This window comes from Nonomuraea roseoviolacea subsp. carminata, assembly GCF_024172185.1.
GTDB classification, from domain to species: Bacteria; Actinomycetota; Actinomycetes; order Streptosporangiales; family Streptosporangiaceae; genus Nonomuraea; species Nonomuraea roseoviolacea.
In genome coordinates, this window is record NZ_JAMZEC010000001.1 from 3,519,922 (window position 1) to 3,537,358 (window position 17,437).

The following is a 17,437-nucleotide window of genomic DNA, read 5'->3' on the forward strand; positions in this document are numbered from 1 at the left end:
GGGTTCAGGTGAGCGACGACACCCAGGTCAAGCTGGAGCTCGACGACATCCAGCGCGGAGTTCTCAGCCCGCGGCCGACACCGTACGCGGCGACCTACATCCTGTTCCGCATCGACGACCGCGACCACGGACGGGAGCTGATGCGGCGCGTGAGCGCCGTGGTGACCTCGGCCGCCGACACGGTCAGCCCGCTGGGCGAGACCTGGGTCAGCGTCGCGCTCACCTACCACGGTCTCAAGGCGCTCGGTGTCCGGCAGGAGTGGCTGGACACGTTCGCCTGGGAGTTCAGGCAGGGCATGGCGGCACGGGCCGGCGCGCTGGGCGACGTCGGCGAGAGCGCCCCCGAGAACTGGGAGCCCCCGCTCGGCACGCCCGACGTCCATGTCGTGCTGGTGGCGCTCGCGCCCGACAGCGCGCGCCTGGAGGCCGCCGTCGACCGAGCCCGACCGGCCTACGAGGCCCTGACCGGTGTGACGGCGATCTGGCGGCAGAACTGCCACGCGCTGCCCACCGAGACCGAACCGTTCGGCTACCGCGACGGCATCAGCCACCCCGCCGTCGAGGGCAGCGGCACAGCCGGGTCGAACCCGCTGGAGACGCCGCTCAAGGCCGGTGAGTTCGTGCTCGGCCACCCCGACGAGCTCGGCGGCGTCCAGACCCCTCAGCCCGACGTGCTCGGACGCAACGGCACCTACGTGGTCTTCCGCAAGCTCCACCAGCGCGTCGCCCTGTTCCGGCGCTACCTGAGGGACAACTCCACCGGCCCCGAGGACGAGGAGCTGCTGGCGGCGAAGATCATGGGCCGCTGGCGCAGCGGCGCGCCCCTGGCGCTCAGCCCGCTGCACGACGACCCCGGCCTCGGCGCCGACCGCACGCGCAACAACGCCTTCCTGTTCGAGCGGGACGATCCCACCGGCTTCACGACCCCGGGCGGTTGCCACATCCGCCGCGGCAACCCGCGTGACGCGGCCGTGGCCGGGGTGCCGAGGCTGCACCGCATGATCAGGCGCGGCACCGCGTACGGCCCGCCGCTGCCCGAAGGCGTCCTGGAGGACGACGGGGCCGACCGGGGGCTGATGTTCGCCTTCGTCGGGACCCATCTCGGGCGGCAGTTCGAGTTCGTCCAGTCCGAATGGATGAACGACGGCGTCTTCTTCGGAGCGGGCGACGCGAAGGACCCCGTCCTCGGCTCCCACGACGGCTCCGGCGACTTCACCGTCCCCCGTCGTCCCGTACGGCGGCGGCTGGCCGCCCTGCCGCGGTTCGTCGTCACGCGTGGCGGCGAATACTGCTTCATGCCCGGCCTGACCGCGCTGCGCTGGCTCGGCGACCTCTCGGACTGACCGGGCCGATTCCGCTTGACCGGACTCTCAGACTGACCGGACTCTCAGACTGACCGGGCCGACGCCGGGAGCCACATGGACACGCTGCACCTGCTGTTCAACGCCGTCACGATCGTCTTCATCGCGGCCACCATGTTCGCCGCCGGCCTCGGGGCGACGCTGCCGGCCCTGCGCGCCGTCCTCACGAACGTCGTGCTGCTCGTGCTCGTGCTCCTGGCCAACCTGGTGGTCGTCCCGCTCCTCGGCTGGGGCGTCGCCGCGCTGTTCGGCCTGCCGGCGGCGGCGTCCGTCGCGTTGCTCCTGATCGCGTCCTCACCGGGCGGGCCGTTCGGCGCGAAACTCGGCATGGTGCAGAGCGGCGACGTGGTCGCGGGCGCGGCGATGCAGGTGCTGCTCGCCGCCATCGGCAGCATCACCTTCGGACCGACCGCGAACGTCCTGCTCAAGGCGGCGGCGGTGGGCGGCGGAGTCGCGCTCGACGTCCCGGCGCTGATGCTGACCGTGGCGGTGCTCCAGCTCGTGCCGTTCGCCGTCGGACTGGTCGTCCGCCACTACGCGCCGGCCACGGCGCTGTCCTGGCATCCGGTGGCCGCCAGGACGTCGAACGTGACGTTCCTGGCCGTGCTGGCGGGCATGCTCGTGGGCAACTGGCGTGATGTCGTCGCGCTGATCGGCTCACTGAGCCTGCTCGCCGGCCTCGTCTTCTCCGTCCTCGCCTTCACGCTGGGCACGGCCCTCGCCACCGGGCCACCGGCGCGCCGCACCACCATGGGCTCGGTCGCGGCGGTGCGCAACGCGGGGCCGGCGCTCGCCGCCGTGGGTCTCGCCTTCGGCGACGAGCCCGCCGTCCTCGGAGCGCTGGCCGCCGTGCTGCTGAGCGGCCTGGCCGCGGCCGTGCTCATCGCGGCGGTGCTGAGCCGTCGCCGCGCGGCCGCCCTGCGTGAGGACGCGTGAGCGCCTCCGAGCAGGAGCCCGCTACTGGCTCACTTCGGTGACGCCCGGCACGACCAGGGAGCCCGCTTTGCCGTAGCCGGTCAGCCGCCGGGTCCGGCCCGTGCCGGCGTCCACCGCGTACGTGGCGGCGCGCCCCCCGACCGCTCCGTACACCACCGTGAACTCGTGTCCGCTCACCCATGGACCCGTGTTCATGAGGTGGGCGAACCTGTCCTTCGGCAGGCCGCGCATGGTGAGCCTGCGCACGACCCGACCTGTCTTGACGTCGAGCAGGGTCATGACATCCTGGTTTCCCTGGCCCCATCGCACGGCGGCCACCGTGCGGCCGTCGGGGCTCACCTCGTTGAACATGATGTACGGGCCCTTGAAGCGCACCGGCTTGCCGCCTCCGGTGACGGGCATCAGCCACAGGTCCGTCTTGACGTACCGGACCAGCTCGACGACTCCGCCCTTGACGCTGATCACCTCGTACTTGCCGTTCACCGGCGCCGTTCTGCCGGTCCGCACGTCGATCAGGGTCCCGGGGTCCTTGCTGCCCTCGCGGGGGTCGAAGACCACGTACCGGCCGTCGTCGGAGACCACGAGCATGCTGCCGATGCCGATCCGGTCCTCCTCGACCGTGACGGGAGAGGTCGTCTCGGCGCCGGTCACCAGGTCGCGGACCACGTGGGCCTGGGCCTGACGGCTGTAGTAGGCGAGCATGCGCCCGTCCCGGCTGATCGAGACCGGAACGCTCCAGTTCTTGGTGGTCATGGCGAGCGCCTGCGGCACGCGGTACGTGGTCCCGGCGGCGGTGACCACCCGCCATTCGACCTCGTCGCAGTTCACGGTCCGCTGCGGGCGTATCTCGCACCGCGTCCGGTACGCGTGACTGAGCGGGCCGATCTTCCCGGCGGGCAGGTCCGGCACCGTGCCGGCGTCCTGGGAGGCGGCCGGCTGCTGACGCTGCCAGGGGACCGTGGTGGCGGCCGTCGCCGCCGCCAGCACCAGGGCCGTGCCCAGGGCCGCCGCGCCCGTGGTGAAGCGGCGGCGCCTGCGGTAGCCGGCGATGGCCGTGTCGGCCAGGTTGACCAGGGGCGCCTCGTCGGCGATGTCGTTCAGGGTCTGCCGCAGCCGCGTCACCGGGCCACCTCCACGATCTCCTGTTCGGACAGCAGGTGCGCCAGCTCGGGCGCCACGGCGCGCAGCCGGGCCAGCGCGTGATGGGTCTGGCTCTTGACGGTGCCGACGGAGCAGCCGAGCAGCTCAGCCGTCTGGGCCTCGCTGAGGTCCTCGCGGAAGCGCAGCACGATCACGGCCCGCTGCCTGGGCGCCAGCTTGGCCAGCGCCTGGCGCAGCACGATGCGGTCGAGCGTGGCGTCGTCGTGCGAGAGGCCGCGTTCGGGCGGGTCGCCGCTCGGCACCTCGGGGCGTGGCCGCCGTCTCCAGGAGATGTACTGGTTGACCAGCGCCTTGCGGGTGTACGCCTCGGGGTTGCCGTCCTTCGACAGCTTGTGCCACTGCCGCACCACCTTCATCAGGACGCTCTGCAGCAGGTCCTCGGCGAGGTGGGCGTCGCCCGTCAGCAGGTACGCGGTGCGCATGAGTGCCTGCTGGCGGGCGAGCACGAACTCGCGGAAGCCGTCGTGACGATCCAAGATGATCTCCTCTCGCCCGTTGCCAACGCCACCCGGCGGGCGAAAGGTTGCAGGTGCCCGTCACATGCCTCGGTGCGGGGGCGCCGGGTGCCTACCTCGCGATGTCCACGGCGAACCCCTCGAAGACCGCCTGTCCGGTCCCGTCGCCCTCGGCGAACAGGCCGAGCACGGCCCCCACCCAGCGGCCCTGCGTGGCGTGGAACGGCTCGCCGAGCGGGCGCGGGCCGTCCCCCGTGTCGGCCAGGAACGTGACCACCGCCCCCTCGCCGACGCGCGCGCCGAGGGTGACGGCCGTCCCCTCGGGCACGCTCAACCGGGCGGAGCCCGCGCGCACGACGGCGGACCCGTCCGGCGCCGGCTCGACCGTCACGGAGGCGGAGGTGTGGCCGACGACGGCCAGCCCGGCCCGGCCCGCGCCCTTGAGCGTGACCCGCGTGGTGACCGTGCAGGGTTCGCCGGGCAGCCGCTGCGTGAGGACGGCCGGGCGTTCCCGCAGGTCCGCCGGGCCGGGCACGCAGGTCAGCCGGAGCGTCCCGTCGCGCAGCTCCCACCAGGACGGGTCGGGGTCGGCCTGCCAGCTCCACTGGAGGCCGAGCGCGGGCCCGGCGAAGTCGTCGGACGTGGCCGGCGCGGCCGGCTCGCCGCCGGGCACCGGCACAGGACCGCCAGGCACCGGCACGCCGTCCGCGCCCATGACCGGCCAGCCGTCCCGCCACCGCATCGGCTGGAGGTGGACGACCCGCCCGTACGCGCCACGGTCCTGGAAGTGCATGAACCAGTGCTCACCGGACGGCGTGTCCACCCAGCCGCCCTGGTGCGGGCCGTTCACGTCGGTGCCGCCCTGCTCCAGCACGATCCGGTCCTCGTACGGGCCGAAGATCGAGCGGGACCGGAACACCGACTGCCAGCCGGTCGCCACGCCGCCCGCCGGGGCGAAGATCCAGTAGTGGCCGTCGTGCCGGTAGAGCTTGGGGCCCTCCAGCGTGCGGTAGCCGGGCAGCAGGTCGGCGTCCACGACGAGGGCGCCCTCGTCGACCACCTCGCGGGCGTCCGGCGACATGCGGTGCAGGGTCAGCCGGTTGCCGACTCCCGCCCGGCTCCTGGCCCAGGCGTGCACGAGGTACGCCTGGCCGTCGGCGTCCCACAGCGGGCACGGGTCGATGAGGCCGAGACCGGGCTTGACCAGGTGCGGCTCGGTCCACGGGCCGCGGGGGTCGGCGGCGCTCACCTGGAGGATCCCCACGTCGGGGTCGCCGTAGAAGATCCAGAAACGGCCGTCGTGGTGGCGCAGCGACGGGGCCCACACGCCGCAGCCGGGCCGCACGTCGGCGTACCCCCGGGTCACGGCGTGGCCGATGATCGTCCAGTTGACCAGGTCGCGCGAGTGGAGGATCGGCAGCCCCGGCACCTTGGTGAAGCTGGAGGCGGTCAGGTAGAAGTCGTCGCCCACGCGGATCACGTCGGGGTCGGACCAGTCCGCGTTGAGCACGGGGTTGCGGTAGAAGGCAGCCACGGTGGAACTCTCCAGATTCGATGGTGCAACCGGTTGCAGGAAACGATCCGCCACCGCGCGGGTGACGTCAACCGCTCGCGACCCACCCGACGACCGTTCCCGAAGCTCTGAACGGCCGCGCGGACGTCTCCACGCGCCCCCGGCTGACGACCGGGCCACCTAGGCTGAGACTTCCTGGGCTTGTCGGAACGCGCCCATGAGCGGGGGGAGAATCGGGACCATGGCGGCTGGCGACGGCGACGGCTGGACGGAGTGCGGCCGGGGCCACCGGCACTGGGGGCTGCACGGCGCCTCCGGGCTGCTGGCCGTCCACCACGACGCGCACGGTGTGCCGTACGTGCTCATGCAGAAGCGCTCGTGGTGGAGCCACCACGGCGGCACGTGGGGGCTGCCGGGCGGCGCGCTCGACAGTCACGAGGACGCCGTCGCCGGAGCGCTGCGCGAGGCCCGTGAGGAGGTGGCCCTCTCCGGCGACGCCCTGCGGGTCAAGGGCGTGTACGTGGACGACCACGGCGGATGGGCGTTCGAGACGGTGATCGCCGAGGCGCCGGAGCTGCTGCCCGCCGCGCCCGCCAACCGGGAGAGCGACGAGCTGCGCTGGCTGCGCCTGCCCGAGATCTCCGCGAAGCGGCTGCACCCCGGCTTCGCCGAGACCTGGGGCGAGGTCCAGGAGGAGCTGCGGCCCGAGACGCTGGTCCTCGACGTGGCCAACATCGTCGGCGCCCGCGCCGAGCACGGCTGGTGGAAGGACCGGCTCGGCGCCGCCACCCGCCTGCTGGAGGACGTGTCACGGCTCGGCCTGACCCACCCCGTGCTGGAGCGCTGGTACCCGCGGATCGTGGCCGTCGTCGAGGGCGGCGCCCGCGAGGTGCCGGACGTGCCGGGCGTCCAGGTGGTGGCGGCCACGGGCAGCGGCGACGACGCGATCGTGGAGGTCGTCCGCCGGGCGCGGCCGTGGGAACGCGTGCTCGTCGTGACCGCCGACCGGGGCCTGAAGGAGCGCGTCACCGACCTCGGCGCCGCCACCGCGGGCCCCCGATGGCTGCTGTCGCAGCTCGACCGGTAGCAGCCCGCCGGTACGGTACCCCGGCGGCACGCCAGCCGCTAAGGTGGTGTGCGCACTGGAGGGTTCGCATAGTGGACGAGTGCAGCCGCCTTGAAAGCGGCCAGGTCAGCGATGGCCTCGTGGGTTCGAATCCCACACCCTCCGCTCGGTTCCCGCGTCCCCGGGCTGCCTAGTCGCGCGCCCCGGGGGCCGCCATCGCCCCCCTCACCCCGGCGAACCCGTCGCCCACGTACGCCGCGAGCTGCAGGAAGGCGTCACGGGTGGGCTCCTGCAGCCGGTCCAGGTCGATCTCCGCGCCCTCCTCCAGATGCGGGTCGTACGGCACGCGGATCACCGCCCGGCACCGGGCCGCGAAGTGGGCCTCCAGCTTGTTGATGTCGACCGCCGACTTCGTGCGCGGCCGGACGCTGCACAGCACGACCGTGGCGTCGCGCACCAGGTCGCCGTAGTGGTGCGCCTCCAGCCAGTCGAGCGTCGCCGACGCGGCCCGCGCGCCGTCCACCGACGGCGAGCTGACCAGCACGATCTGGTCGGCCAGGCCGAGCACGCCGCCCATCGCCGAGTGCAGCAGCCCGGTGCCGCAGTCGGTGATGCAGATCGAGTAGAAGTTCTCCAGCACCTGCGAGACGGCCTGGTAGTCCGCGCCGCTGAACGCCTCCGACACCGACGGGTCGCGGTCGGAGGCCAGCACCTCCAGCCGCGAGGGCGCCTGCGAGGTGAACGCCCTGATGTCCACGTACCTCTTGACCTGCTCGCGCTCGTTGAGCAGGTCGCGGACCGTCGCCGAGGTCTCCAGCACCAGCTTGTCGGACAGGGTGCCGCGGTCGGGGTTGGCGTCGACGGCGATGACGCGGTCGCCGCGCGTCGAGGCGAGCGTCGCGCCGAGGCCGACCGTGGTCGTCGTCTTGCCGACGCCGCCCTTCAGGCTGAGGACGGCCACGCGGTGGTGCCCCGTGGCGACCGGGGTGCGGGCCCTGGACAGCAGCTCGCGGCGGCGGCGCACCTCCGGCGGCTCGCCCGGCTTGATCCAGCCGCCCGACGCCTTGTAGACCAGGCGCCGCCAGCCCTTGGAGGGGGCGTTGCGGCGGCCCCGCAGCAGGGTCTCGGGATCGAGGCTCTCGGCGGTCGGCTTGCCGGTGACCGGCGGGCGCGGGGACGCGCTGAAGACCGGGACGGGGGCGGGGCGGCGCGGCCTGGGCGCCGGCGGCTCGACGCGCTGCGCCGGCGGCTCGGCCCGCTGCACGGTCGGCTCGGGCCGCTGCGCCGGAGGCTCGGCGTGCTGTAGGGATTGCTCGGCGCGCTGCGCGGTCGGCTCTGTCCGCTGCATCGGCTGCTCGGTGCGCTGCGCGGTCGGCTCGGTGCGCTGTACGGGCTGCTCGGTGCGCTGCGCGGTCGGGTGGGGCGTCGCGGGCGGCCGGGGGTGGTCGCGCGCCGGTTCGGGGTAGTCGGGCGGCTCGGGACGGTCGAGCGCGCTGCCCTGGGCGGCCCCCCGGCCGGACGGCGCGCCGAACGCGGGCGGGTGCGCGAGGGGCCGGACGTCGACGGTGTGCCCGTCCTCGTCGTCGAGGGGGCGGGCCGCGGCGTGGCCGGGCTCGGCCTCGTCGTCACGGGGGCGGGACAGGGCGGCGGGCCGGGTCTCGCCGGCGGTCGTCGCGTCTTCGGCGGCTGGTGTGCTTTCGGCGGATCGCGCGTGCTCGGTGGATCGCGCGTGCTCGGTGGATCGCGCGTGCCCGGCGGTCCGGGCCTCGTCCGAGGGGCGTACCTCGTGGGCCGGACGTGCCTCGGCCGGCGGACGCACCTCGCCGGACTGACGCGTCTCGCCCGACGGGCGCGCCTCGTCCGACGGGCGCGCCTCGGACGGGCGCGGCGCGAACAGCGGCGTGTCGGACGGCGGCACCGGTCGGGGGTCCCACGCGGACGGGGGCCGCACGTTGGGAGAGGTCGCGTCCGGAGAGTCGGGATCGTCGGCAGGGGCGGTCTCGGCGGACGGGGTCTCCGCGGGGCCCGGCTCGGACGTGCGCGTCTCGCCGGGGCCGGCGGTCGCGGACAGGTCTGACACCTCGGCGGAGCCGGCGGTCGCGGACGGGTCCGGCACCTCGCCGGAGCCGGACGTCGCGGAAGGGCCGGACTCGGCGGACGGAGGCGTCAGCGTGGGGTGGGTCTCGGAGGGGTACGCGTCGAAGGCGCTGAAGCGCTCCGGCGGCAGCGGCCACTCCAGGGGCTCCGGCCACCCGGCGCGCTCGTCCGCCGCCCGCCCCCCTGCCGCGGGGCCGTCACCCTCGCGCGCCGGGCGCGGCTCGGGCAGCGAGGGGTACGTGTCGCCGTCGTCAGCCCGGGGCAGCGGCTTGAGCGGCTCCAGGAACGCGTCGGGCCCGGCCTGCGGCAGGTCGTCGCGGTCGTCGCGTGGCTGCGCCTCGAACGGCGCCGCCGGGGTCTCGAAGGCCGACGCCTCGCCGAACGCGCCCGAAAGCCCCTCTCGCTCCGGCCCGTATCCGGACGTCTGGTCGTACCCGGAGGTCTGCTCGTATCCGGAGGTCTGCTCGTAGCCGGAGGTCTGGTCGTACCCAGCGGTCTGCTCGTAGCCCGGCGTCCGGCCGAACGGCGACGGCGGCTCCAGCCACTGCGTGGAGCCGTCGCCCGCCTCCTCCTCCGCGCCGGATGGCGGTTCGGGGTCGTACAGCGACCCGGCCGCGGCGCGGAACAGCGGCTGCGGCGGCGCCTCCGGCGGCGTCACCGACCGCCACGGGTCCTGCGGGTACGGCGAGGCGGACCGGTCGTCACCGGAACCGGTGGAACCGCCCGGGACGGGCGCCTCCTCCGTCTCCTTGATCGCGTCGAGCCAGGCGAGCTGCTCCTCGAGCGATTCCTCGCGATCGTGTCTCGCCACCGTGTTCCCCCTCGGGTGGGTGTAAAGGGGCAGCAAATATTCTGAAGATTAACGCCATGTGTTCCCATGGTCGCAGGCAACCCACAACTTCTTTGCCCGGTTACGGTGGTGCCATGCGAGCCATCGAGATCGTCCGGCCGGGCGGCCCAGAGGTCCTGGAGTGGCGTGAGGTGCCCGACCCGCGCCCCGAGCAGGGCCAGGTCGTCATCGACGTGGCCGCGGCCGGGGTCAACAGAGCCGACGTCCTCCAGCGCAAGGGGTTCTACGACCCGCCTCCCGGCGCCCCGCCGTACCCGGGGCTGGAGGTCTCCGGCGTGGTGGCGGAGGTCGGCGCGGGCGTTCCGGGCCTCGCGCCCGGCGACGAGGTGTGCGCGCTGCTCGCCGGCGGCGGCTACGCCGAGCGGGTGGCCGTGCCGTGGGAGCAGGTGATGCCGGTGCCCGAGGGCGTCCCGCTGGCGGACGCGGCGGCGCTGCCCGAGGTGGCCTGCACGGTGTGGTCCAACGTCTTCATGCTGGCCCGGCTGCGCAAGGGCGAGACGCTGCTGGTCCACGGCGGGGCGAGCGGGATCGGCACGTTCGCGGTGCAGCTCGCCAAGGCGCTCGGCTCCCAGGTGGTGACCACGGCCGGGAGCGAGGCCAAGCTGCGGCGGCTGCGGGAGCTCGGCGCGGACGAGACCGTCAACTACCGCGAGCAGGACTTCTCGGAGCTGGTGCGGGCCGACGTGGTCCTCGACATCATCGGGGGCTCCTACCTGGCCGGCAACCTCAAGGCGCTCAACCCCGGCGGCCGGCTGGTGATCATCGCCCTCCAGGGCGGCGCCAGGGCCGAGATCGACCTCGGCGTCCTGCTGACCAAGCGCCTGTCGGTCCACGGCACCACGCTGCGCGCCCGGCCCGTCGAGGAGAAGGGCGTCATCGTCCGCAGCGTCGCCGACAACGTCTGGCCGCTGGTCGGCGCGGGGGCGGTGCGTCCCGTGGTGCACGCGCGGGTGCCGATGAGCGACGCGGCCGAGGCGCACCGCATGCTGGATTCCGGCGAACACATCGGCAAGATCCTGCTAGTACGGTGAAACCTATGAGTGCTGAGGACAACAACACCTCTCGCATCGTGGTGGTCGGTCCCGACTTCCAGGGGCAGAGTGACAGTGGTGAAGAGGAGCGCTCGGTCACCAACCTGGTCGAGCAGCCCGCCAAGGTCATGCGTATCGGCAGCATGATCCGCCAGCTCCTGGAGGAGGTCCGCGCGGCCCCTCTGGACGAGGCCAGCCGCAAGCGGCTGAAGGAGATCCACCAGTCCTCGATCAAGGAGCTGGAGGACGGCCTGGCGCCCGAGCTGGTCGACGAGCTGGAACGGCTGTCGCTGCCGTTCACCGACGACAACGGCACGCCGCCGAGCGACGCGGAGCTGCGCATCGCCCACGCGCAGCTCGTGGGCTGGCTTGAAGGGTTGTTCCACGGGATCCAGACCACGCTGTTCGCGCAGCAGATGGCGGCCCGGGCGCAGTTGGAGCAGATGCGCAGGGCGCTGCCCGGCGTGCCGCACGGCGACGCCCCGCCCGGCGGCTCCGGCCCCTACCTGTAGTCCGGGGAGGGCGGCGCGTAGAGCCGCTCCAGCACGCGGGCCACACCGTCGTCGTCGTTGGCCGCCGTCACGTGATCGACCGCGGCCAGCACGTCGGGATGCGCGTTGGCCACGGCGTACGACGTGCCTGCCCAGCTCAGCATGGGCAGGTCGTTCGGCATGTCGCCGAACGCCACGACCTCCGACGGCTTGATCTCGTGCCGCTCCGCGAGCACGGCCAGCGCCGTGGCCTTCGTCACACCGTGAGCGCTCATCTCGATGAGGCTGCGGCCGCTGGAGTGCGTGGCGGTCACGAGGTGCCCCACGAGCTCGTGGACGGTCGCGTGGAGCGTGTCGGGGTCCATGCGGGGGTGGAGGGCGAGCAGCTTGGCGCAGGGCTGCGACGTCAGCGTGCCGGCGCCGACCCGCAGGCCGCCGACGGCCTTGCTGTCCCATCCGCCGAGCGGGAATTGGGACTCATGCGCAAATCCCCCCTCATACTCGACCGAAAATGCGAGTTCGGGCACGTTCGCTCTTAGCTGAGCGACGACTTGTTCCAGTACATCCACCGCGATCAGGTGCGATTCGACTATGCGTTCCGTATGCAGGTCGTAGATCAGCGCCCCGTTCGCACAGATTGCCAGCCCACGGTGACGCAGCGCACCCGCCACTCCGCTCATCCACCGCGGCGGCCGGCCGGTGACGAACACCAGCATGGCGCCCGCCTCCTCGACTCTGGCGAAGGCCGCGGCCGTGCGGGGAGAGATGGTTCCGTCGGCGCGCAGGGCGGTGCCGTCGAGGTCGGTGGCCACGAGACGCGGCGCGGGGAGACTCTGCATAACACGTTCCAGTTTGCCGGGTGATGCCGCCGGCCAGAAATCTTCCCAGGGACGGGAACACCGACGCGCCAGAATGGTGTTAGATGTGGAGGCGTTGTATTAGCTGATCCCGTAGTGAAAACCAGCATGACTTTGTCTGAGCCACCCCGGGTTGCTGCTGTACGACACACCGGGACCCGCGAGGTGCGGGTCCCATAGATTCACATCCTGAGGGAGAGCTTTTATGGCTCAGGGAACCGTCAAGTGGTTCAACGCTGAGAAGGGCTTCGGCTTCATCGCCCCGGACGGCGGTGCGCCGGACGTGTTCGTGCACTTCTCCGAGATCGTCGGCAACGGCTACCGCAGCCTTGAAGACGGCCAGCGGGTCGAGTTCGAGATCACGCAGGGCCAGAAGGGGCCGCAGGCCTCCCAGGTCCGTGCCATCTGACCTGTAGCAGCGAGATAGGCCGGGGTTCGCTTCCAGCGGGCCCCGGCCTTTCGCGTTCCCGGGTCCGCCTGCTTTCCTGATCACGAATGTGACTCAACTCACGTACCGCCGAACCCGCACCCCCGGACGATCATCAACCTCGGTATGAGGTACGCGTGGCTGTGCCATCCGGTGACCGTGGCCGGCGTGGTGGTCCTGCTTCTCAACGACCACCTGCTCAAGCAGACCTGGCCCGGGTTCGTCACGGGCAAGCTGAGCGACGTCGCGGGGCTCGTGGTCGCGCCGCCACTGGCCGCCCTGCTCTTCCGGAGACGGGCCGATCTGGCGGCGACCCTGCTCACCGGCGCGCTCTTCACGCTCGCCAAGACGACGCAGACGGGCGCGGAGGCAGCCTCCCATCTCTTCACCCTCGTGGCGGGTCCTTCGCACGTCCTGGACGATCCCACGGACCTCCTGGCCCTGCCCGCGCTCGCCCTTACGGCCAGGCGGTGGCCGCCGCGGTCGTGCTCACCCTGGGGGTGGTGGCCGGGGTCACCGTCCTCGTCAGGCGTGAGGCTCTGCGGGAGGACGTCTTGAGGAGCGCCGCCATCGATGCCGCGCGCCGTCCTGGCGGACACCGCCCGCCGGGAGACACGCCGCTCTGAGACGCACCACCCTCCTGGGCGACGAGGCGAACCGCCCTCCGCCCTGAGACAGACCAGCCTGTCGCCCTGCCACGGACCGCCCTCCGTTCGGGGAGGCGGAGCCTGGGGCGGGGCTGGGGGACCTGGAGCGGACCTGTGGGCGGATCGGAGGACCTGGGGCCGACCTGTGGGCGGGCCGGGGGATCTCAGGCGGACCTGTGGGCGGGCCTCTCTCAAGGAACCGCGATCCAGACCGAGCCCTCTCAAGAGGGGACGGGTCGAGGCGCCGGGGCACGAGTGTCACGTGCCCCGGGCCGCGCGTGTCCGGCTACTTCGGCGGCTCCAGCACCTCAAGCCCCACGTACGGGCGCAGCGCCTTGGGCAGGACGACCGAGCCGTCGGCCTGCTGGTGGTTCTCCAGGATGGCGACGATCCAGCGGGTGGTGGCCAGCGTGCCGTTGAGCGTCGCCAGGTGCTGCGGCTTGCCGTCCTTGTCGCGGAAGCGCACCGCCAGCCGCCGGGCCTGGAACTCCGTGCAGTTGGAGGTCGAGCTCAGCTCCCGGTAGCGGCCCTGGCTGGGGATCCACGCCTCGCAGTCGAACTTGCGCGCCGCCGACATGCCGAGGTCGCCCGCCGCCGTGTCGATGACCCGGTAGGGCAGCTCCAGGGCGTCGAGCATCTCCTTCTCCCAGGCCAGCAGCCGCCGGTGCTCCTCGCGGGAGTCCTCGGGCCGTACGTAGGAGAACATCTCCACCTTGTCGAACTGGTGGACCCGGATGATGCCCCTGGTGTCCTTGCCGTACGAGCCCGCCTCGCGGCGGAAGCAGGACGACCAGCCCGCGTAGCGCAGCGGCAGCTCGTCGGCGTTGAGGATCTCCTGGGCGTGGTAGCCCGCCAGCGCCACCTCGGAGGTGCCGACCAGGTAGAGGTCGTCCTCGGGGAGGCGGTAGATCTCCTTGTCGTGGGCCACGTGGAAGCCCGTGCCCTGCATGGTCTCCGGCTTGACCAGCACCGGAGTGATCATGGGCGTGAAGCCGTTGGCGATGGCGTGCTGCATCGCCATGTTGAGCAGGCCGAGCTGGAGCCGGGCGCCGACGCCCTTGAGGAAGAAGAACCGCGAGCCGGACACCTTGGCGCCCCGCTCCATGTCGATGGCGTCGAGCAGCTCGCCGAGCTCCAGGTGGTCGCGCGGCTCGAAGTCGAACTGCCGCGGCTCGCCGAAGGTCTCCAGGACGACGTAGTCGTCCTCGCCGCCGTGCGGGGCGTCCTCCTCGACGATGTTGGGCACGGTCTGCATGAGCTCGTCGAGCTCGGCCCCGAGCGCCTCGGCCTCCGCCTCGGCGGCCTTGACCTCGGCCGCGAGCTCCTTGGCCCGGGCCAGCAGCGCGGCCTTCTCCTCGCCCTGCGCCTTGGAGACCGACTTGCCGAAACTCTTCTGCTCGGCGCGCAGCGACTCGAACTTGGTCAGCGCGGAGCGTCGGCGCTCGTCGAGGTCGAGCAGCGTGTCGACGACGGCGTCGTCCTCACCGCGGGCACGCTGCGACGCCCGGAGCCGGTCGGGGTCCTCACGAAGGGTACGCAGGTCAATCACAAGGAAAAGGCTACCGGCGCGAAGCGTCTCCTCGCCCCTCGATTAACCGCACCGTGTCCCGCGCCGTGTCGGCACCCGGCCCGACCCGCGCGCGTCCACGACCGGAACGGGTGTCGAACCTGCCCGCGCGAGTCCACGACCGGGGCGGACACTGGACCTGACCCGCGCGGACCGGGGCCGGGGCGTGGACGAGGGCGGCGCCCACGTGATCAGGGGGCGGCGCCGGACCTGACCGGCGCGGATCCCGGCCGGCCACCAGCGGCGTCAGACCTGGCCGGCGCGGATCCTGGCCAGCCAGTCGCCCGCCTCGGCGAACTCCTCGTCCGTCGTGCCGCGCTTGACCCGGGGTTCGACCCCGTCGGCCCGCGGATAACTGCCGAGGAAGCGCACCTCGCCGCAGATGCGGTGCAGGCCCGCGATGGCCTCGCCGACCCGGGCGTCGGCGACGTGGCCCTCGAAGTCGAAGTGGAAGAAGTAGCGGCCGATGCCGTCGCCGGTGGGCCGCGACTCGATGCGCGTCAGGTTGACGCCGCGCACCGAGAACTCGGTCAGCATCTCCAGCAGCGCGCCGGGGTGGTCGTCGGCCAGGAAGACGACGAGCGTGGTGCGGTCGGCGCCGGTCGGCTCGGGCAGCGGACGGCCGGGACGGGCCACCTTGACGAACCGCGTCACCGTGTCGGTGCGGTCGCCGACGTCGCCGGCCAGCTCCACCAGGCCGTAGTGCTCGCCCGCGATGCGCGCCGCGATCGCCGCGTCGTACGGGGAGCCGGGCAGCGACACCTCCTGGGCGGCGGCGGCCGTCGAAGGCGCCGCCACCACGACCGCGTCCGGCAGCTCGCGCGAGATGAACGCGCGGCACTGCGTGATCGCGGCGGGATGGGTGTAGACGCGCTTGATGTGCGGGATCTCCGTGCCGGGCCTGGCCAGCAGCGAGAAGCGCACCGGCAGCAGCAGCTCGGCGTCGATCAGCAGGGGCTCGCCCCAGGCGAACTCGTCGAGCGTCGTGGTGATCGCGCCCTCGACGGAGTTCTCCAGCGGCACCACGGCGCCGTCGGCCTCGCCGCCGCGGGCCGCGGCCAGCGCGGCGCTCACGGTCGCGCAGGGCAGGCGCTCGGCGACGGGGTCGAGGAGCCGCAGGGCTTCCTCGGTGAAGGTACCTTCGGGTCCGAGATAGGCGAGTCTGGGCATGACTACAGAGTATCCGCAGCTTGTCGGGCCGCGCGCGGCTTTGCCGTGACCGATCCGAGCCCCAGCCGGGCGGCCCGCACCGCTTCCTCCTCTTCCGGCGACAGCGGCTGCTCCCCCTTGCCGCCCACCACGTTCCGCACGTACGTGCGGGTCTCGGAGCAGCCGTTGATCGAGGTCAGTACGATGCCGTCGCCCAGACCGTTGATCATCGCGATGGAGAACGACAGGCGGCCGGCCATCTCCTCCAGGGCGTCGTACCGGCACACGGCCACGTCGCGGATGGCCCTCAGGTCGCCGGCGGTGGCGGACGCCTGCCGGACGAGCATGCGCCGGCAGTCGTCGATCTCCTCGCGCGCCCGCCGGAGCGTCAGGTAGCCCATGACCACGCCGCCCGTCGCGGCGGCGGCGCACATCCCCACGGCAATCAGCACGCTACAGAGGGTAATGGGCGGGCAAGGCGCCTGGCGAGGGCTGGACGGCCCGCCGTTTCGGCAGCCAGGACGCCAGCAGCCAGACCAGCGCCAGCGCGCCGAGCCCGAACGCGTTCTGCACGATCTTGCCCAGTACGGGACTGAGCACCGGGATCTCGGCCGCCTTCAGCGCCACACCCCACCACGGGATGGGCAGCACGTAGTACAGCCACACACCGGCGGCCACCCGCAGCCGTACCGGATCGCGGCCGTCGCCCACCAGCGCGCCCAGCACGACGACCACCCAGGCCAGGTGGTGGATCCACGCGACGGGCGACAGCAGCACCGCCATCAGCCCGACGAGCGCGACGGCGGCGACGTGATCGCCCGCGCGGTACGCGTCGCGGGCGGCGCGGAAGCCGTACCAGCCGACCACGGCCACGAGCGCCACCCACAGCACCGCCGTGAGCGTGTCGTTCATGTAGAGGCGGATCAGCATGCCGCGGATGGACTGGTTGGTGGTGCCCGCGTTCGAGCCGAGCCGGTTGGGATCGAACAGCGCCGAGAACCAGAAGCCGGCCGCGTCCCTCGGGATCACCGCGAACGGCAGCAGCGTGAGCAGCGCCGTCACGAACGACGCCATGAACAGCGTCCGCCACTGCCGGGTGATCAGCAGGTAGACGAGGAAGACGCCGGGAGTGAGCTTGACGGCGGTGGCCAGCCCGATCAGGAACCCGCGCGGCCACCACGGCCGCCGCGCCACGCAGTCGGCCAGGCACAGGGCCACCAGCATGATGTCCACCTGTCCGAACCGGACCTGGTCGCGGATCGGCATCAGGTACGTGCACGCCACCATCAGGAACGCGAACAGCCAGGGGGCGTGCCGGGTGCCGCCGGTCAGGACGCGCCGGAGCACTTCCGGAAAACCTGTGGAGCCGCGGGCGGTCACGTCACCACCGCCGGTTTGCTCGATGGGGACGCCCCGGGTGCTCCCGTAAGGCCGCGTGAGCACGTCCCGGAAGGCGAATCCCACGGTCACGGCCAGGGTGACGAAGATCCCGGCCGTCCACACCCACTGGGCCGTCCCCCACGACATCTCCGCCAGTGCCACGGCCAGCATCGCCGCTACCGGCGGATAGGTGAACGGGAGGAGCTGGGGTGCCGGGGTGAAGTACTTGTACACGTCGCCGCCGTCCAGGAGCACCTGGCCGCCGGTACGGTAAACATCGAGGTCGACGAGGCGCTGGTCGTCGGGGTTCGTCAGCCAGTGCAGCACGAGGGGGGCCACGGCCCACGCCACGACGACCGCCGCCACGGCCCACGCCCACCACTGCCGCCGGCGCACCGACGTCTCGCCACCTGTCACGGTGTGGCACGTTACCGTGGCTGTTGCCATCG

At 72.6% G+C, this 17,437-nt stretch carries 16 protein-coding genes and 1 tRNA gene; 8 read left to right on the forward strand and 9 right to left on the reverse strand.

What is annotated here, in order from left to right:
• Positions 1 to 8: 8 nt before the first annotated feature.
• Together HD595_RS16405 and HD595_RS16410 are read left to right on the forward strand one after the other, a co-directional pair.
• The gene (locus HD595_RS16405; protein WP_253769968.1) at positions 9 to 1,343 is read left to right on the forward strand and encodes a Dyp-type peroxidase; all 1,335 of its coding nucleotides are present in this window, start codon (positions 9 to 11) and stop codon (positions 1,341 to 1,343) included.
• 75 nt (positions 1,344 to 1,418) lie between these two features.
• Complete coding sequence (locus tag HD595_RS16410; RefSeq protein ID WP_253769970.1) at positions 1,419 to 2,297, forward strand: bile acid:sodium symporter; 879 nt, start codon at positions 1,419 to 1,421, stop codon at positions 2,295 to 2,297.
• Between the two features lie 21 nt (positions 2,298 to 2,318).
• Here HD595_RS16410 and HD595_RS16415 read toward each other — a convergent pair whose 3' ends face one another.
• The 3 genes from HD595_RS16415 to HD595_RS16425 all read right to left on the reverse strand — a co-directional run bounded on the left by HD595_RS16415 (position 2,319) and on the right by HD595_RS16425 (position 5,447).
• A complete protein-coding gene (locus HD595_RS16415) occupies positions 2,319 to 3,419 on the reverse strand; it encodes a TolB-like translocation protein (RefSeq protein WP_253769971.1) in 1,101 nt (366 codons plus the stop codon).
• Entirely contained in the window at positions 3,416 to 3,934 is a 519-nt protein-coding gene (locus tag HD595_RS16420) for a SigE family RNA polymerase sigma factor (RefSeq protein WP_253769973.1), read from the reverse strand. Before HD595_RS16420 ends, HD595_RS16415 begins: the two co-directional genes overlap by 4 nt.
• A 91-nt stretch (positions 3,935 to 4,025) precedes the next feature.
• On the reverse strand, positions 4,026 to 5,447 hold the full coding sequence (locus HD595_RS16425; protein WP_253769975.1) for a glycoside hydrolase family 43 protein: 1,422 nt from the start codon (positions 5,445 to 5,447) through the stop codon (positions 4,026 to 4,028).
• Positions 5,448 to 5,667: 220 nt separating this feature from the next.
• Between HD595_RS16425 and HD595_RS16430 the strand changes: the two genes are divergently transcribed.
• Together HD595_RS16430 and HD595_RS16435 are read left to right on the forward strand one after the other, a co-directional pair.
• Positions 5,668 to 6,513 carry an NUDIX hydrolase gene (locus tag HD595_RS16430; RefSeq protein ID WP_253769977.1) on the forward strand — a complete coding sequence of 282 codons (846 nt, stop codon included), beginning with the start codon at positions 5,668 to 5,670 and terminating at the stop codon, positions 6,511 to 6,513.
• A 57-nt stretch (positions 6,514 to 6,570) separates the two neighbouring features.
• Positions 6,571 to 6,657: transfer RNA gene (locus HD595_RS16435), tRNA-Ser, on the forward strand.
• Between the two features lie 25 nt (positions 6,658 to 6,682).
• Here HD595_RS16435 and HD595_RS16440 read toward each other — a convergent pair.
• Entirely contained in the window at positions 6,683 to 9,400 is a 2,718-nt protein-coding gene (locus tag HD595_RS16440) for a MinD/ParA family ATP-binding protein (RefSeq protein ID WP_253769979.1), read from the reverse strand.
• A gap of 113 nt (positions 9,401 to 9,513) precedes the next feature.
• On the opposite strand from HD595_RS16440, the gene HD595_RS16445 reads away from it, so the two are divergent.
• Positions 9,514 to 10,470, forward strand: coding sequence for an NAD(P)H-quinone oxidoreductase (locus HD595_RS16445; protein WP_253769981.1), 957 nt, complete (start codon positions 9,514 to 9,516; stop codon positions 10,468 to 10,470).
• A 5-nt stretch (positions 10,471 to 10,475) separates the two neighbouring features.
• The gene (locus HD595_RS16450; RefSeq protein ID WP_253769983.1) at positions 10,476 to 10,982 is read left to right on the forward strand and encodes a bacterial proteasome activator family protein; all 507 of its coding nucleotides are present in this window, start codon (positions 10,476 to 10,478) and stop codon (positions 10,980 to 10,982) included.
• Here HD595_RS16450 and HD595_RS16455 read toward each other — a convergent pair.
• Positions 10,973 to 11,773, reverse strand: a complete 801-nt coding sequence (locus tag HD595_RS16455; protein WP_308211160.1) for an HAD family hydrolase — start codon at positions 11,771 to 11,773, stop codon at positions 10,973 to 10,975. The genes HD595_RS16450 and HD595_RS16455 overlap by 10 nt on opposite strands.
• Positions 11,774 to 12,023: 250 nt before the next feature.
• Between HD595_RS16455 and HD595_RS16460 the strand changes: the two genes are divergently transcribed.
• Both HD595_RS16460 and HD595_RS16465 read left to right on the forward strand, forming a co-directional pair.
• Positions 12,024 to 12,227, forward strand: coding sequence for a cold-shock protein (locus HD595_RS16460; protein ID WP_043619750.1), 204 nt, complete (start codon positions 12,024 to 12,026; stop codon positions 12,225 to 12,227).
• A 144-nt stretch (positions 12,228 to 12,371) separates the two neighbouring features.
• Complete coding sequence (locus tag HD595_RS16465; RefSeq protein WP_253769987.1) at positions 12,372 to 12,803, forward strand: hypothetical protein; 432 nt, start codon at positions 12,372 to 12,374, stop codon at positions 12,801 to 12,803.
• A 375-nt stretch (positions 12,804 to 13,178) separates the two neighbouring features.
• On the opposite strand, the gene serS is transcribed toward HD595_RS16465, so the two are convergent.
• From serS to HD595_RS16485, 4 genes are all read right to left on the reverse strand, one after another.
• The gene (gene serS / locus HD595_RS16470) at positions 13,179 to 14,441 is read right to left on the reverse strand and encodes a serine--tRNA ligase (protein ID WP_253769989.1); all 1,263 of its coding nucleotides are present in this window, start codon (positions 14,439 to 14,441) and stop codon (positions 13,179 to 13,181) included.
• A gap of 264 nt (positions 14,442 to 14,705) precedes the next feature.
• Complete coding sequence (gene pheA, locus HD595_RS16475; protein WP_253769991.1) at positions 14,706 to 15,629, reverse strand: prephenate dehydratase; 924 nt, start codon at positions 15,627 to 15,629, stop codon at positions 14,706 to 14,708.
• Between the two features lie 2 nt (positions 15,630 to 15,631).
• Positions 15,632 to 16,060: a DUF4446 family protein gene (locus HD595_RS16480; RefSeq protein WP_253769993.1), complete on the reverse strand. Its 429-nt coding sequence runs from the start codon at positions 16,058 to 16,060 to the stop codon at positions 15,632 to 15,634.
• 1 nt (position 16,061) lies between these two features.
• Positions 16,062 to 17,405 carry a glycosyltransferase 87 family protein gene (locus HD595_RS16485; RefSeq protein WP_253769995.1) on the reverse strand — a complete coding sequence of 448 codons (1,344 nt, stop codon included), beginning with the start codon at positions 17,403 to 17,405 and terminating at the stop codon, positions 16,062 to 16,064.
• Positions 17,406 to 17,437 lie beyond the last annotated feature (32 nt).